General features: G+C 56.9%; 14 protein-coding genes. All 14 read left to right on the top strand.

Features of this window, described 5'->3' with window-relative positions; translation table 11 throughout:
• Positions 1–9: 9 nt before the first annotated feature.
• The gene (gene pilN / locus SIK69_RS13850; RefSeq protein WP_319786355.1) at positions 10–1,641 is read left to right on the top strand and encodes a PilN family type IVB pilus formation outer membrane protein; all 1,632 of its coding nucleotides are present in this window, start codon (positions 10–12) and stop codon (positions 1,639–1,641) included.
• Between the two features lie 3 nt (positions 1,642–1,644).
• The gene (gene pilO2, locus SIK69_RS13845) at positions 1,645–2,946 is read left to right on the top strand and encodes a type 4b pilus protein PilO2 (RefSeq protein ID WP_319786354.1); all 1,302 of its coding nucleotides are present in this window, start codon (positions 1,645–1,647) and stop codon (positions 2,944–2,946) included.
• Positions 2,936–3,517: a type IV pilus biogenesis protein PilP gene (pilP, locus tag SIK69_RS13840; protein WP_319786353.1), complete on the top strand. Its 582-nt coding sequence runs from the start codon at positions 2,936–2,938 to the stop codon at positions 3,515–3,517. Before pilO2 ends, pilP begins: the two co-directional genes overlap by 11 nt.
• A 5-nt stretch (positions 3,518–3,522) precedes the next feature.
• A complete protein-coding gene (locus SIK69_RS13835) occupies positions 3,523–5,013 on the top strand; it encodes a GspE/PulE family protein (RefSeq protein ID WP_319786352.1) in 1,491 nt (496 codons plus the stop codon).
• Positions 5,010–6,125: a type II secretion system F family protein gene (locus SIK69_RS13830; protein ID WP_319786351.1), complete on the top strand. Its 1,116-nt coding sequence runs from the start codon at positions 5,010–5,012 to the stop codon at positions 6,123–6,125. The genes SIK69_RS13835 and SIK69_RS13830 overlap by 4 nt, the downstream gene beginning before the upstream one ends.
• Before the next feature lie 35 nt (positions 6,126–6,160).
• Positions 6,161–6,754, top strand: a complete 594-nt coding sequence (locus SIK69_RS13825) for a type 4 pilus major pilin (protein WP_319786350.1) — start codon at positions 6,161–6,163, stop codon at positions 6,752–6,754.
• Between the two features lie 54 nt (positions 6,755–6,808).
• Entirely contained in the window at positions 6,809–7,291 is a 483-nt protein-coding gene (locus tag SIK69_RS13820) for a lytic transglycosylase domain-containing protein (protein ID WP_319786349.1), read from the top strand.
• Positions 7,291–7,953 (top strand): prepilin peptidase, encoded by a 663-nt coding sequence (locus tag SIK69_RS13815; protein ID WP_319786348.1) that lies wholly within the window; start codon positions 7,291–7,293, stop codon positions 7,951–7,953. The genes SIK69_RS13820 and SIK69_RS13815 overlap by 1 nt, the downstream gene beginning before the upstream one ends.
• A complete protein-coding gene (gene pilV, locus SIK69_RS13810) occupies positions 7,950–9,305 on the top strand; it encodes a shufflon system plasmid conjugative transfer pilus tip adhesin PilV (RefSeq protein ID WP_319786347.1) in 1,356 nt (451 codons plus the stop codon). The genes SIK69_RS13815 and pilV overlap by 4 nt, the downstream gene beginning before the upstream one ends.
• A gap of 131 nt (positions 9,306–9,436) precedes the next feature.
• Positions 9,437–9,892, top strand: a complete 456-nt coding sequence (locus tag SIK69_RS13805) for a DotD/TraH family lipoprotein (protein ID WP_319786346.1) — start codon at positions 9,437–9,439, stop codon at positions 9,890–9,892.
• Positions 9,889–10,677 (top strand): type IV secretory system conjugative DNA transfer family protein, encoded by a 789-nt coding sequence (locus SIK69_RS13800; protein ID WP_319786345.1) that lies wholly within the window; start codon positions 9,889–9,891, stop codon positions 10,675–10,677. The genes SIK69_RS13805 and SIK69_RS13800 overlap by 4 nt, the downstream gene beginning before the upstream one ends.
• Positions 10,674–11,831, top strand: coding sequence for a plasmid transfer ATPase TraJ (gene traJ, locus SIK69_RS13795; RefSeq protein ID WP_319786344.1), 1,158 nt, complete (start codon positions 10,674–10,676; stop codon positions 11,829–11,831). Before SIK69_RS13800 ends, traJ begins: the two co-directional genes overlap by 4 nt.
• The gene (icmT, locus tag SIK69_RS13790) at positions 11,828–12,088 is read left to right on the top strand and encodes an IcmT/TraK family protein (RefSeq protein ID WP_159466324.1); all 261 of its coding nucleotides are present in this window, start codon (positions 11,828–11,830) and stop codon (positions 12,086–12,088) included. The genes traJ and icmT overlap by 4 nt, the downstream gene beginning before the upstream one ends.
• Before the next feature lie 15 nt (positions 12,089–12,103).
• A complete protein-coding gene (locus SIK69_RS13785) occupies positions 12,104–15,430 on the top strand; it encodes an LPD7 domain-containing protein (protein ID WP_319786342.1) in 3,327 nt (1,108 codons plus the stop codon).
• Positions 15,431–15,434: the final 4 nt, after the last annotated feature.

Below are 15,434 nucleotides of genomic sequence, written 5' to 3'. Positions count from 1 at the left end.
AGGTTAATAATGAAAATACACCTCCCCCTGACAGGGCTGGCGATGGCATTCGGCCTGATGCTGGCCGGCTGCGCCCCGTTAGAGCGCATAGACAAAATAGACAGTCAGGTTTCTGCCTCTGAAAAGCAGGCTGACAAACATATGCAGACGCTGAAAAGTGGTTCAGTGGTGCGTGACCTGACCTCCCAGTGGATCAACCCTTACCCGCTGAATGCCCAGCCTGGCAGTAACAATCTTATCCCGCCGTGTCAGGTGGCCATCAACCGCCCGGGCAATATCACGCTGGCCGAAGTGAGTGCCTATATCAGCAAACGCTGCAAAATCCCGGTTGTTGTGACACCGGATGCGTTGGCTATGATGGCGCCCTCCGGCGGAAAGACTGAGCAGCTGAGCGGCCCCATTCCCGCACCAGACCCAAACGGCATGATCCCCCTCGCATCGATGGGCGCCCCTACAGCCCGGCCCGCCCCAGTAGCCACCTCAGGCAATGTCCTCCGGGGTTTATTCTGGCAGGGGGAGCTGAGTGGGATGCTCGAAAATGTCACCACGCGACTGGGGTTATCCTCTCGTTACGAGAATGGCCGCATCGCCATTTTCTACCTCGATACCCGGACATTCCCGGTGATGTTCATGGACAGCGATGCCTCCTTTGGCTCTAACACAATCAGCGGAACCACATCGTCGATGGGCGCCACAGGTGACAGCAGCGGTGGAGGCTTAAAAGGGGACTCCAATACCTCTCAGTCAACGGAAATGAAGATCAAATCCAATCTTTACGATGATGTCACAAAGACCATCAAGACGATGTTAACGCCGGAAACAGGTCGGATGAATCTCTCAGCCGGCGTGCTGACAGTGACCGATACCCCGCGAGTACTGGAGCAGATTGGCCGCTACATCGATGACCGCAACAGAGAGCTCAACCGTCAGGTGGTGCTCAACGTGCAGGTCTACAGTGTGGAAAAACGGACTCAGGACCAGCTCGGTATTGACTGGAACGCGGTATTCAACAGCGGCAGCATCGGCTTATCCCTGACCAATGCATTCACCGGTGCCTCGACTGATGCGCTGAGTGGCGGGATTTCCATTCTGGATGGTAAAGGTGCCGGAACGAAGGCATTCATTAAAGCGTTATCTGAACAGGCCAACGTCAGCGTAATGACCGAAGCCTCCAGCATGACCACCAACCTGTCAGCCGTGCCGATTCAGGTCGCATTGCAGCAGGATTATGCCTCCAACGTCACCACGGAAAACACGGCGAACGTGGGTTCCTCCAGCAGCATAACAAAATCGACTATCACGACCGGCTTCAACATGACGGTGCTGCCGTTCCTGATGCCACAGTCGCCGAAGATGCAGCTGCAGTTCGCTATCAACATGTCGGATGACCCGACGATGCGCACGTTTACCAGCGATAACACCTCCGTTGAATTGATGAAAACGCGTCTGAAGACGTTCACCCAACGCGTCATCATGCAGTCCGGTCAGACCCTGGTGCTGAGCGGATATCAGTCCCTGAACGATACGGCAGACCGTCAGGGTACCGGCAGTTTCCGCTTCTTTGGTCTCGGCGGCGGCGCGAACGGGGAGAAAAACAAAACCATGCTCGTCATCCTTATCACGCCTGTCATTCTGGGGTAAGCCATGAAACAACAAACGACCTGGACGCTACAGTCCGGAAGCGTCTGGCTGGTTGCCGGCCTCAGCTGGCAATATCTGCCGCTACGCGGACATCGTGGCATGCGTCTGCGTGCGAAAGAAGCGGATGCGACCCACTGGGCGGAGTTGCTGACCGATGATGGCCGGTCACAGGGAACGCTGCTCGGTACCGTGGCGCTCACGGATAAAACGGTGATGAAGCGAGGCAGGCATTCGCTGGTTTCCTTGGCGTTGACTGCCCTGCCATCACTGCCGGCAGAAAGTTATGGCGTGTTTGCGCTGCCGTCTGGCCAGTACTGGTTTGTGGCGGTCAGTAACGGCATGTTGTCACCCTTTGGGGATATTGTGGGCGATGAACATTTCATCCGCACGGCCGTCTCCAACTTCCTGCATATCTCACCACCGCCCACGGAAGGCTGGACCGTGTTTGCCCCGCCGGGGTTCTTTCCCGGCCTGCAGACGGAAGAAAAGACACTTTCTGCGCTGACCGGTAGCAAGGCTGGCCTGAGACGCGCGCGTCTGCATAAAACTCACAATAAGCAGGCGTTGTGGATGTGGGGCGCTGCTGCTGTAGCCATAGTGGGCGGGTATCTGCTGGTCACCGCCTGGCAGCAACATCAGGAAGCGGCGCGCGTGGCAGCGGCACAGTCGGCGTTACTGGCCCGACAACACCAGGAAGGCAGCATCCCGGCTGACAGCCTGAAACCCTGGGCGAAACACCCCCGCTTCCCGGTGATGTTGAGTGCCTGCAGCACCGTGTGGAAGGCAGCGCAGATTTCAATTGCCGGGTGGATCTTCAATAACGCGACCTGTGACGCAGACGGAAAAATCGCCCTGCATTACACACTGCCAAGCGGTGGAACCGTCGGGGACTTCGCGGCCCGCCTTCCCGTGATTTACGGTCCTGATATTCAGCCGGAATTTAATATCCCGGGACGGGCTGATGATGCCGCCTTCACACTGGCCGTACCGTTATCAGCGCCATCTGGCCCGGAATCCCTGCTCCCGGGGAATCTGCAAATTCAGCATCTGACAAGCTATGCCCAGCGCATCAATGCCCAGCTGCGTATCAGTGAACTGGATACCAACACCCAGTTATCACAGGGCAGCGTGCAAAACCTCCCGTGGCGCACATTCAGCTTCACGTTCATTACCGACATACCTCCGGACAGGCTATTTGCTCCCACGCGATTTAACAGCAGCGGGATCAGAGCGTCACGCATCATGACCGCGCTTAAAGATAACCGTCTGGAGTACACCATTGAGGGACTTCTGTATGCCAACTAACCTCCGGACAGCCGCCTGGGCCCTGTGCCTGCTGTCGCTGTCCCCTGGCGTTATCGCTGCACCGACCACAACGCTGCCTCCGGCCCCCCTGCCTGACACGGTTGTTAAAGGTAATGAACCTGTTGAAATGCCAGACGACGCGTCGCCACCCACAGCGTTCACCCGGGTAGAAGCTGGCAGGGCGTTAAACCTCGGCCAGCTCGAATCCATTCAGGCTGAAACAGTCCTGTATGAAGCGCAGCTGGCGCGTGCCAAGGCGCTGAATGAACTTCAGAAAAACGGTTATGACCGTGGGCTGGATCAGCCATTCAACCCGGCCCCGCCGGCCCTTGACGGTAAAGCAGAGGTTAAAAGCGCCGCTCAGGATGTCATCCCGCCTCAAATCGTGGAGATAACCGGCACCGGAAACGGCTATCTGGCCGTGCTGTCACTCAGCAACGGGAATCAGGTCACCGTGCAGGCAGGTAACCGCATTCCGGGTACTGACTTCATTGTTAAACGGGTAACGCTTAACGAAGTTGTGGTCTCCGGAAACAACCAGTCACTGATGTCACTTTCTTTTGCGGGGTAACACAGATGCACAGCAACACAGCCACTGAATTTACCTTTCTGGATAACGAGCGTGCGGGCCCCCCGGTACTGTATGTATCAGAAGCGCACAGTAAGGCGCTGAGCGTCCAGTCCATCATCGCCGGTGCGTATAAGGCTCACCCGACACTCCAGTTAGAACGGATCCAACTGGATAAGTTGATGGAGCTGAAGAGCAGTATCAGCAACAGCCAGACCGATACCCGCAAACACTCCCGCGAGCAGGCGAAAGTTATCGACTTCTTCCGCCAGGCCAAAGCAAAAGGGGCCAGTGATATTCATATGCTGATCGGCATGAACGATGTCACGGTGATCCAGTTTCGCGTGCATGGTGATCTGGAAACCGTCATCCAGCTGGATCATGAAGAAGGAAAAACGCTGGCTTCCACCATTGTGATGTCGATGTGCGATGTGGCAGAAAAAAGCTTTAACCCGAACCGCGCCCAGGACGGCCGTGTACGTAAGGAGTTCCTGCAGGGGCTTGGGCTGTTTGGCGCACGCTACGCTCATACCCCGGCAGAGTTTGGCCTGTATGTGGTTATGCGTATTTTACCGGATGAAGGAAAGAATCCCCCGACCCTGGATGAGCTGGGCTTTCTCCCGGAACAGCAGTCGCTGATTCGCCGCATGCTGTCCAGGCCTGAGGGGGTGATAACCCTGTCTGGTCCGACAGGTTCCGGCAAAAGTACGACCCTGCGAACGTTTAGTGCGATGTACCTCGCTGCCACCGGCAATCGTAAGCGCCTGCTGACCCTGGAGGACCCGCCGGAAGGTCTGATCCCCGGGGCCGTTCAGACAGCCATTACTGCCGACAAAAGCGACCCGGATGCCGTCAACCGGGCCTGGACGCGCTCGATTTCTGCAGCCCTTCGTCTGGATCCCGATGCCATGGTGGTGGGGGAAATTCGTGATGCCAACTCGGTACGGTCCACGCAGGCGGCGGCCAAATCTGGACACCTGGTAAAAACCACAATACATGCGAATGATGCGGTGGGTATCCTGGACCGTCTGACTGACACCCTGGATATTCCGATGGGACAGGTTGCTGACCCGCAGGTCATGATGGGCCTCATTGCACAGCGTCTGGTGCAGCTGCTGTGTCCGCGCTGCAAAGAAAGCTGGGAACAGGTCAACGCGACGCTGGATGTAGACAAGCGGGACCTGCTGACGCGGTTCTGTGACGTTGAAAAGCTTCGTTTCCGTCATCGGGAAGGCTGTGAACATTGCTACAACGGCGTAACGGGCCGTCGCGTTATCGCTGAGGTCATACGCCCTGATGCACGGTTCATGGAACTCTTTCGCCACAAGGGCAAGCTCGCTGCCCGCAGTTATTGGGTGAACGAACTCGGGGGCATCACCCGTGGCCAGCATCTGATGCGCTATCTCAACGAAGGACTGGTTGATCCGATTGATGCGGATTATATCAGCCCGCTGGATGAGGACAGTCTGACCCTGCTGCCCCGGGAGAGTACGGCATGATAGCCCGTTTACGCGAACAGCTGACACGCCTGCGCTCCAGGACCCCGTCCTCAGACAAACTGAATGCCAGTGCCGGCCGCTGGCTGGCGCAGAAGACCTTTACCACGGCAGACCGACTGACGTTGTATGAAGACCTGGCGTTCCTGCTCGACAACGACCTGAAGGTTGAGAAAGCCCTTCAGGCCATGATTGCCAGCTACGGTGGCAAGCGCCCGCCGGTGGTGTTCTGCCTCGAAGACCTGCTCACCGCGCTGCGGCAGGGTCAGTCTGTCGATGAAGGTCTGAGCGCCTGGGTTCCTCACCAGGAAGCCGCCATACTCAGTGCCGGTGTACAGGACGGTAATCTGGCCGCCGCCCTGTACCGGGCCATTGCCGTTGTGAAAGGCATGGCTGAGATGAAAACCGCCGTCATTTCCACCCTGGCGTATCCGGCCCTGCTGCTGGGTACAACCTTCGCCATGATGAAGATGGTGACAGAGTATTTTCTTCCCCGGCTTGAATCTCTCGCCCCGCCCGAAAGCTGGCAGGGGGCACTGTGGTGGCTGAGCGCACTCTCGGCGTTCTTCGTGGATAACGCTATCGTGCTGGGGCTGCTCATTGTGGCGCTGATTGTCTTTGTGGTCTGGTCGATGCCCAACCTGACCGGAAAAGTCCGCCAGCATGTGCTGGACAGAATGCTGCCCTGGAGCGTGTACCGCGATGTTCTGGGCGTAGCCTTTCTCCTGAACTTCAGCGCCCTGATGCGGGCAGAGGTGAAAACCGAAAGCGCGATTGAAATCCTCGGCCGCTACGCCCCACCCTGGTTGTATGAGCGCCTGGCAGCCACGACGCGCCAGGTCAAACAGGGGAATCACCTGGGTCTGGCGTTACGAAACGCGGGCTACGGCTTCCCCTCTCCGCGCGCCATCGACAAACTGGTTCTCCTGACTGACGGCGATAACGCAGAAATCATTATTGAAAACTTCGCACATGCCTGGCTTGTGCAAACCGTAATCCGGATCAAGCGGACGGCGACCGTGTTTTCCAATCTCGCACTGGCCACCAACGCGGCTTACATGATCCTGATTGTTCTGGCCACACAAAACCTCAACGACCTCGTGGGTGCGCATTAAGCAACCCGTTTTACTCAAAACCTAAAGGAAATAGTATGGAACTTCTACGAACTCCATCCCGTTCGGCTGTGCATCGCGGGGCCATCACCCTGCTGGAAGCAGCGATTTATATTGTTATTGCCCTGGTTGTCCTGGCCATTGCCATGACACAAGGGGGCGGCCTCTTTAACCGTAACGACGCCAGCACGGAATTTAGTAATTCAGCCGAACTGATGAGCAATGCCCGTTCGATGCTCAAAACCTCCGGCATTTATAACTTTTCGGGCGCAGATACGATGACCGGAGCGCTGATCCAGTTCGGCGGTGCGCCTGCCAACATGACGGTCGTCGGAACAAAATCATCCGGCACGGCGAAGTTACAGAATCTGTGGGGCGGTGCGGTCACTTTACTCCCCGTCGCCACCTCAGGAGGACAAAAGTCTACCTTCTCGCTGACCTACGCCGCGGTCCCACAGGAAGCCTGCGTGACACTGGCCACCAAGATGAGTGCAGCACCGAACGTCGTGACAACGCAGGTGAACGGCACGACTAACAATGGGCCAGTCGCGGCGAATGCAATTGGCGCCCAATGTACTGCCGATAATGGCTCCGTCGGACAAAATACCCTCATCTTCACCAGCAATACCTGATGCCCGTCCTGCCGGTAGCACACAGTTACCGGCATTTTTCTGGAGTGCATTCTTATGCGGTTTTCCTTTCAACTCGTCCTGCTCAGCCTGACGGTCGCCGGCGCCATGCTGGCATCCGTTAGCGCAGAAGCGTTCTGTTTTAATGAGGCTGGCGCCCGGTACCGGGTTGACCCCTTGCTTCTTCGGGCTATCGCCCGGGTGGAAAGCAGTATGAATCCCGGAGCTATCGGGAAGAATATGGACGGGAAAAAGCTACTCAGCCGCGACTTCGGGCTGATGCAAATCAACGAACGTCAAATCCCCCAGTTGCGCGCGATGGGGGTCCTGAAAAACGAACAGGAGTTGCTGGATAACCCCTGTCTCAACGTGCAGATTGGTGCCTGGATCCTGGCAAAGCACCTGCAACAATGCGGAGTGAATTGGGAATGCCTCGGTTCTTACAACGCCGGTTTTGCTAAAAACAACTCACCACGCCGGATGATTTACGCGCGAAAAATCTACGCGACTTACATGGCATCCCGGGGAGGAGGTTCCTGATGTCTATGTATCCGGATACCTTACTTCTGACCGTGTCCGCTCTGATACTGACTCTGGCTGCCTGGCAGCTCGTCGGTCAGGCGCGGGAGTTTTTGCTGGCAAATGGTGGTCCCAGCCTGGTGCGCCTGCAGAGTATCGGTGTCGCCCTCGTATTTAGCGTGACGGGAATGATGCTGACTTACGCCGCCCTGTGTCAGCACATTAGCTGGCACGATGCCGGCCGATACATTGTGCTGCTCGCCTGGGGTATTCCCATGGTGTTACTGGATATGCGCAATTGCTGGCTACCGTTCCGCTTTACCACGGGATTCTGGCTGACAGGTCTGCTGTTAACCCTCATGCCAGCAAGTCCACTCTCGCTGACAGAAGCCCTCGTCGGTAGCGGGGCCATGTTTATTGCCCTCAGCTTCTTCCATGGTGCCGTCTGGCACATACGGAAAGAGGAAGGTATTGGCCGCGGAGATGTGCATCTGATCGCCGCCCTTTGTGCCTGGTTTCCCTGGCAACAGGCCTGCCTGCTGAGCGGATGGGCGTTTCTGTTACTGGTGTTAACAGCCCTGCTGACCAGAAAAATAGCTCAACCTTACGCCCCCTGGTTATTCGCCCTGCTGGCGATCCTTGCCGGGAACTTCTCTCAACCGACACTATCGGGTGCATTATGACAAAGAAAAAAGCCAGACCCCGCATCAACCGGGGGATATCACTGATTTCCGTGGCCATTGTGCTAACCATTGTTTTGCTGGCGGCACCTATCGGTATGGAGCGATATGCGAACTTTATTAACGAACAGAGCTGGGCTGTCACGGCCACGCATCTCGGCACGGTAAACCAGGGTGCCCGTCTGTATATTCAGGATAACTACGACACCCTGCTGAATCAGGTAAAAGGGGGCGGGAAAGTGACGGTAACGGGTCAGACGTTACGCGATAAGGGCTATCTGCCCGCCGGGTTTGCACTGTCCAATAACAGCACTCAGACCTATATTCTTGCCGTCACTCGTAATCCTACGCAGACCGACAAGCTGGTCGCCTTTGTCCTGACAGCTGGCGGCCAGGAGCTGCCCTTCAAAGCCCAGCGTTACATCGCCCAGAACACTTCAGGTCTGGGAGGATATATATACCCGGCCAATGTGGCCAGCGGCGCCAGCGGGGGATGGCAGGTCAACCTGGCCAGCATGGGACTCAGCGGTCAGACGGGCCACCTGGTGACGTATCTGACCTCAGATGCGTTAGCCGGTGGTGCTGAAGAAAGCGATCGTTTGTATCGTTTTGCCGTGAATGGCCGTCCCGACCTGAACCGCATGCATACCAATATCGATATGAACGGCAATAACATTAACAGCGCCAAAGCCGTGAATGCTCAAACGGGCACCTTCAGCGGGACCGTGACAGCGGGAGCCGTAACGTCAAAAGGTGACGTCCGAAGTCAGAGCGGCTGGCTCATTACGAAAGGCAGCAAGGGCTGGTTGAACGAAGACCACGGTGGTGGTCTTTATATGGATGACAACAACTGGATAAAGTCCCTTAATGGGAAAGGCATTTTCACAACCGGTCAGGTTCAGGCAGGTTCAGTGCAGTCAAATGGCCGCATGACCACCAATGAATTTGTTCAAATTAATGGCGTGGCTTCAACTGGGGCTTCATGTTCCCCCAACGGGCTGGTAGGCCGCGATTCATCTGGTGGGATACTTTCTTGTCAATCCGGTGTCTGGAAATCATCAGGTTCTACAGTGAACATCAGTGAAGGAATCATCGATTATGGATCACATTTGGAAGAATTTGGCACCGCCTACAAAATACCCGATGATTCGTGTGTGGTCGTAAACTATCCCCGGCCTATGCGGACGGTATTCGCAATCAACGTGAGTATCGTCAACAACAAGAATACAAGCGGCGGTGAAATTTCGAGCGCTTATGCAACGAAGCTTAATGCAAGTCAGTTTCAGATCTGTGTGAAAAACAAAGGGTTTACAGCAAAACAAGACGTCGAGTGGCGGGCAATTGGCGTTTCATAAGTAGTGTAAAAACGTCTTACGTCTTTTTCTCAAGCTTTAAATTTTCATCCCCATCGTTTAGCTCAATCTTTTTATCCCCTATTGCACATGGCTACGCTCATTCGATGCCGTGTTAATTCAGGAATTTCCACATGAAGATTATTCCTCTTGCCGCGCTGGCATGCGTTCTGCTGTCCGGTTGTCAGCCGCAGCGTACGCCAGTCACATCCGTTACCGTGCAGCAGGTATCCGCTGATGCCTCACAGCTGCGCAATACACAACAACAACTTTATCAGGACGGCGCGCTAAACCAGACACCTGGCCATCTTGCAGCCTCGTTCACCGCCAACAGCGACAGGCTGTCTCTGGACTGGGAAGGTGATGCCATTGAACTGCTGGCCCAACTGGCCCGACAGCGAGGCCTGAACTTCGCCTACACCGGCGTTCGCCTGCCTTTGCCCGTCAGTGTTCACGTCAGCAACATCACCTTCGAAAACCTGCTCCGCCAGCTGGAAACGCAGATTGGCTGGCGCGCAACCCTGAAGCAACAACCGCTGGAACTTCAGCTGTATTTCGCTTTACCCGATAAGGGAGGTCGCCTTGCATGAAACGATCGTTACTTGCCGGTCTGCTGTTATTCAGCACCCTGCCGGCGCTCGCAGACGATGCGCCACCCGGCAGCATTCAGGATTACCTGAACCCGGCCGCGAATGACTACAACGGCCTGAGTGATACGGTCTGGCAGATGCTCAATGATGCTGGCCAGACCGTCGGCTTTCAGGGAGGGAAAGCCCAGCGTGCATGGGAGTTACGCCAGATACTGACGGAACGGGACAGCACCCTCAACGCGATGTACGACTTCCGCCCCCTCATTAGCCGGCAGGGATACCTGCCGCCGGTCATTGCCACCTCCGCCGACCTGGCTCACGTCACATCTGACCAGATCCGCACGGCGTACCGGACGTACAACATTCTGGTCCCGGCCCGTTTCGTCAGTAATCCCCCTGGCTGGCGTACCTGGCTTCTGCCCGGTCTGGCCAACAAACGCATCGATGCACCGGACGCCAGCGTGCGGCCAAAAAACAGCAAAGAAAAAGCCGTCTGGGAAGCCGCTGTTCGCAAGGGCTGGGAAGATGGCCGTCAAAGTGCTGACAGGACACTGGAGTCGAATTTTAACCGTCTGACCCGTGATTACACTGGCATGCTGCGCTACTCCACATTACTGCAGCAGGGCATCATCCAGGCGCCTGATGTGAAGGAAACACAGCAGAGTGTCACCGGAAGCCGTGATGAGCTGATGATTGGCGACAAGGTCAAACGCATTCAGGATCCTGCCGGATTCGTGGTGGACAAAAACAAATGGAAGCCTGTTATCCGTAAGGGGGCGCAATGACGTTCCCCGCATTCAGTTTTCATGAGCACGGCGGTCTGCATGCCGACAGCCTCCGGGCATTTCTGGTTCACTGCGCCCGTCACAGCGTCTCCGACATTTTCATGCAGGGAGGCGGTCCGCTCGTCGTGGATTTGCACGGTCGTAAACTTCGCGCCAGTGAGTTTCGTATCGAGCCGCCACAGCTGGCGAGACTGATGGATGATGTGTTCTCGGAGCAAATCAAAGGCGACCTGAAGGCCGGTAAAGGCGTTGACCGGGCACTGCAACTGACCGGTGATATGTACAACCGCTACGGGCTGGCGCGCGGCGAAAGCCTGCGCTTTCGCTGCAACTTTGTGCAGGCCACGATCGGTGATTACGACATGGTGCCGGCCCTGACCCTGCGAACGATCCCGACAGTCATCCCGGAACTCGACGCTCTGGGGCTGGAAGAGGATTTACTCTCGGTCCTGCTCCCCCACAAAGGCCTGGGCCTGATAACGGGAGAAACCGGGTCGGGTAAGTCCACCTTTCTGGCGTCTGTTTATCAGCACTGTGCGTTACACGACCCCGACCGCAAGATAGTCACGGCGGAAGACCCTATCGAGTTTCTGCTGAACTTCCCGGGCGCTGTCCTGATGCCAGAACAGTCACAGATAGGCAGGGACGTAACGTCATTCGCAGAACATCTTCGTCTGACGCTGCGCCGTGCCCCGGGGGTGATTGGGGTGGGTGAGATTCGTGACCCGGCGACACTCAGCGGTGCCATCATGAACGGTCAGTCCGGGCACCTCTGTCTGTCCACCATGCACACCAACTCCCCCGGGGAGACTATCCCCCGCGCTCTGATGCTCATCCCTGAGGACCAGCGTGAGGCGATGGCCTGGAACCTGCTCAGTAACCTGCAGTACGTCATTACCCAGCGCCTGCTTCGAACCACGGACGGTAAACGTCAGTCGATCAGGGAATACCTGATATTTGATGATGAGGTTAAAGAGTCACTTGGCCTGCTGAAGCACACCCAGTGGCGTACCTGGATTGATAGTCACCTCAGTGAGCGCGAAGCGCGAATGAGTGATAAAGCCTGGCGGCTATATCAGGAAGGGAGAATCGACCGAAAAGAACTCCTGACAGTCATCACCCCATGTGAAATGACGCGGAGGGAAGCATTATGAAAATCTGTGAATGGCGGGATGCAGGCCGGCGGCTGGAAATCGCAGGCATTCCGGTTGTCCTGTTTGCGTTGTACTTCGCGTGGTTCCAGTGGCCTGAGACCAGCACACTCTGGGCGGTCACGCTTCTGATTATTTTCTTTCGGATCCTATCCTTCTTCGGCTTCACCATCACCGTTCTCTGGCAACGACTGATTAGCCTCCTGCGTGGCAGGCAGCTGACCGGACGTCCGTGGTGGTATCGCCGGTTCTTTGAATAAAAGCAGGAACTGATTATGCAAAAACGTACCTACCTCACTATCACGCCGGAAAGCAAAAAAGACGCATTACGTGCTGCCGGACGGCTGGCAAGCGGTGATTACGCCCTCGAGTATGACCGTTCTGAAAAACTCTGGTTTGCAAAGCCAGACGCAGACCTGGAAAAGGTTAAGGCCTGGCTTCCCGAAAATACGGCCCTGAACCTGAACCAGACCACCACCGACAACCTGACGCCGGCAGAAGAGTTTGCGCAGGTGCTTCAGGATGCGGGCTTCATACTGCCCGCAAATGGCCTGCCGGAAATGGATGGTAAGCGCCACAGGGTGGCCACTGAGGGCGATAAACCCGGCGCCACTTCCGGCGTATATCAGGGTTTTCTCGATGGTCGGCCGGCAGGCTGGTACCAGGATCACCGGGCAAGTGAAGGAAAGGTGAACTGGACCTCCACGGGGTCACACACCTATGACCCGGCAGAGGCGATTAAGCAGCGGGCACTGACCGCGCAAAAACGCTGGGACAGGGAAGTCGAGTCACAGTTGGAATTTTCCAAAATGGGAAAAACCCTGGCGCGGCAATGGAGCAAAATGCCCCCGGCACCCGAGACGCACGCGTACCTGGCCCGAAAAGGGGTGCCAGCTGCGGAGGGTGTTCGTCTGGATAAATACTACAACCTGGTTATTCCTCTGCGAAACAGTGACGGCGAGCTCCGCACCCTGCAGTACATCAAGCCTGACGGCACCAAGAACCTGAAGAAAGGCGCTGAGAAAACGGGCAATTTCTTTGTGGTGGGGGGTGAGCTCAGCCCGCAGCGGCCTGTGCTGTATGCAGAAGGCTATGCGACAGCCGCAAGCCTGCATCTGGCGACAGGAATGCCCGTCGTAATGACGGTAGATGCCGGCAACCTGGTGACAGTGTCACGGAATTTGAAAGAACGTTTTCCGGATAACCATCACATCATCCTCGGTGAAGACGACTTCACCAAAACCAACACCCGGGGTGAGCAGGACAATAAAGGTGCGAAAAAGGCACAGGAAGCAGCAGCGGCCATCAACGGCATTTACATCATCCCATCCTTCACAGAAAGCGAACGCGCGCAGGCGTTCGCCGGCACCGCTGCCTTCAGCGACTTTAACGATGTTCACGTGGCCAACGGGCTGGATGCGGTTCGCGAACAGCTGGCACCCGTACTCGATGAACTCATTCCCGACTGGCGTCAGACCCTTACGGAGACTCACAGCATGCCTGACAACGACATCCGGCAGGATGAACCTGCCGTTCCCTTTGCTGACATCACGGATTACCCGGACTTCGGTGCGGAATTTCAGGAAGCATTTCCGCAGTTCGATGACTTTCTGAATAACACGCCGGACCCCGCGTCCACACTGACGGGTAGCGAGGAAATGGCTGAACACGCCCCCGATGAACAGGCCACCCTGCAGATATCCGACGAGCCGGTGTTATCTCCGGAGCTGGCCATACCGGATGCCACCCCCGGGGAAACACCGCCAGTAACTGCGCCAGATGTACCGCCCGTTATCAACGATGCGACGGATAATCCGGAGCAGCAGAGTGCGCCACAGGCAGACACAGTGAATGCCGAAGTGCCACCGGAGGCCAGCCCGCTTGTTCCGGACGCAATGGCTGAGGAGCTGGTTGCCGATGCCAGCATTCCCCAGGTCACAGAGCCGCCATTGAAAACCGCGTCATCGCAGGAAGAACAGCCGCAGCAGCCGGCAGCAGAAAACGATGCCACACCGGTTGCGGAAAATGGCTTCGCCTTCACTTTTGGCCGCCTGCCGGGTGATGTCAGCCCTGAAGGTCCGGAAGTGGCCCGCATAAATCTGGATGAGCTCCTGCAGGGACTGACCAGCCGCCAGGAAGACAGAACCTGGGTATACGCGCTTGATGGCGAGGACGCGTTCCGCGACTACGGCGATCGCATCGTCATGGCCTCACCACAGGCCAGCGAAAATGACCGCATGATCCTGGCCGCACTTCTCTCGGCTAAAGCCAATCAGCGCGGCGCCGTGGAAGTGACCGGTAGCCCTGAGTTCATCGAGCGCACACTGACGCTGATTGCCGATCAGAACATTGATGTGCATCTGAAAAACCCGCAGCAGCGCGAACAGTTTGAGGCCCTGCTACAGGCCAGAGCCGCTGAAGCGACGGCAAAGAATGGCCTCACTATCAGCACCCCCGGACAGGAAGCTACCCCGTCACCTGCCGCGAATGCATCGCCTGCAGCACAGGATGCGCCGCTGCCAGCCAGCGGGAATGACGCCGCCATTCAGGCTCCTCCAAAGGTACCTCAACCTGCAGCACCGGAAATGAGTGTCTTTGAGAAAGAGACGCTACGAACAGGACTGACCGGAAAACTGCTTGAATCCGGGCGGGCACCCTATCAGTTCGACAAAGCGAATACAGAGAGCTTTTACGTCCAACTGCGCACGAAAACGGGCAATAAAACCTACTGGGGTGTGGAGCTCGAGCAAGCGCTGAAAGACAGCGGTCAGACGCACGGGGATATGGTGAAGCTGCAATATCTGGGTAAGAAGCCGGTGACCGTCAATGTTCCCATGACGGACAAGGATGGCGTCGTTACCGGGTATGAGCGCCAGGAGAAACACCGCAACCACTGGTCAATGACCCCGGCCCAGGATAACCGCCTGCTGGTTGCTGACCGGCACAATGTCGCGCCGGCAGAACTTTCGGCGTATGACGGCAATGCGTTCTGGCAGCTGCAGCAGCAGGTTGTTCAGGCAGCAGCCCTGTCTTTATCGGTACCGGACCCGCGCGGCCATGGCCTGCTGTATACCGGCCCGGACGGAGAAGGACAAAAGCCGCCACAGTCTCCCCCTGAAAACGCCGTGGTCCCTGCCTTATCCAAAGCGGCCGGGTCGGTGGTTATGCATGCGGCAGGCGCTGAAGGCGAACTGCTGGCGCACCTGGTGAAAGGCCATGGTGATTATCTTCAGGGCGTGATGCGTCATGAGGGTGAACTGCGCCATGTACTGGCCCGGGTCTGCACGGGCGCCAACGGAAATACCTGGCTTGCCGTGAATACCGTTGCTGATTCTGGCGCACTCGCCTTGATTGGCCATGGCTCGGCCGTCAACGTGATGAAGAATGGTGAAGCGCAGCGGGACACCTTTGCATTTCAGCTTAATGGGAAGGACGCGCCAAAATTTGCCGTCCCTCTTGTCTCCCCGGAAAAGATCCCGCCGGCCCTGCACAGCAAGCTAGGGTTCGACAAACCCTGGACACCACCGAAAGCACCGGCGCCGGAGCCGGAGCAGGCACCCCGGGCGCAGGCTAAGCCGGCTAATCAACCGCAACCCATGTGAGGAC

The organism is Scandinavium lactucae, from assembly GCF_033843265.1.
Taxonomy (GTDB): domain Bacteria; phylum Pseudomonadota; class Gammaproteobacteria; order Enterobacterales; family Enterobacteriaceae; genus Scandinavium; species Scandinavium lactucae.
The sequence above is the reverse complement of the archived record's forward strand: the minus strand, read 5'-3'. Positions and strand labels throughout refer to the sequence as shown.

What these genes read in the sequence shown, in the direction of transcription:
- SIK69_RS13785 (WP_319786342.1), top strand. Translation starts at nt 12,104, where the DNA reads ATGCAAAAACGTACCTACCTCACTATCACGCCGGAAAGCAAAAAAGAC.
- pilP (WP_319786353.1), top strand. Translation starts at nt 2,936, where the DNA reads ATGCCAACTAACCTCCGGACAGCCGCCTGGGCCCTGTGCCTGCTGTCG.
- icmT (WP_159466324.1), top strand. Translation starts at nt 11,828, where the DNA reads ATGAAAATCTGTGAATGGCGGGATGCAGGCCGGCGGCTGGAAATCGCA.
- SIK69_RS13825 (WP_319786350.1), top strand. Translation starts at nt 6,161, where the DNA reads ATGGAACTTCTACGAACTCCATCCCGTTCGGCTGTGCATCGCGGGGCC.
- pilN (WP_319786355.1), top strand. Translation starts at nt 10, where the DNA reads ATGAAAATACACCTCCCCCTGACAGGGCTGGCGATGGCATTCGGCCTG.
- SIK69_RS13805 (WP_319786346.1), top strand. Translation starts at nt 9,437, where the DNA reads ATGAAGATTATTCCTCTTGCCGCGCTGGCATGCGTTCTGCTGTCCGGT.
- SIK69_RS13835 (WP_319786352.1), top strand. Translation starts at nt 3,523, where the DNA reads ATGCACAGCAACACAGCCACTGAATTTACCTTTCTGGATAACGAGCGT.
- pilV (WP_319786347.1), top strand. Translation starts at nt 7,950, where the DNA reads ATGACAAAGAAAAAAGCCAGACCCCGCATCAACCGGGGGATATCACTG.
- SIK69_RS13830 (WP_319786351.1), top strand. Translation starts at nt 5,010, where the DNA reads ATGATAGCCCGTTTACGCGAACAGCTGACACGCCTGCGCTCCAGGACC.
- SIK69_RS13800 (WP_319786345.1), top strand. Translation starts at nt 9,889, where the DNA reads ATGAAACGATCGTTACTTGCCGGTCTGCTGTTATTCAGCACCCTGCCG.
- pilO2 (WP_319786354.1), top strand. Translation starts at nt 1,645, where the DNA reads ATGAAACAACAAACGACCTGGACGCTACAGTCCGGAAGCGTCTGGCTG.
- traJ (WP_319786344.1), top strand. Translation starts at nt 10,674, where the DNA reads ATGACGTTCCCCGCATTCAGTTTTCATGAGCACGGCGGTCTGCATGCC.
- SIK69_RS13815 (WP_319786348.1), top strand. Translation starts at nt 7,291, where the DNA reads ATGTCTATGTATCCGGATACCTTACTTCTGACCGTGTCCGCTCTGATA.
- SIK69_RS13820 (WP_319786349.1), top strand. Translation starts at nt 6,809, where the DNA reads ATGCGGTTTTCCTTTCAACTCGTCCTGCTCAGCCTGACGGTCGCCGGC.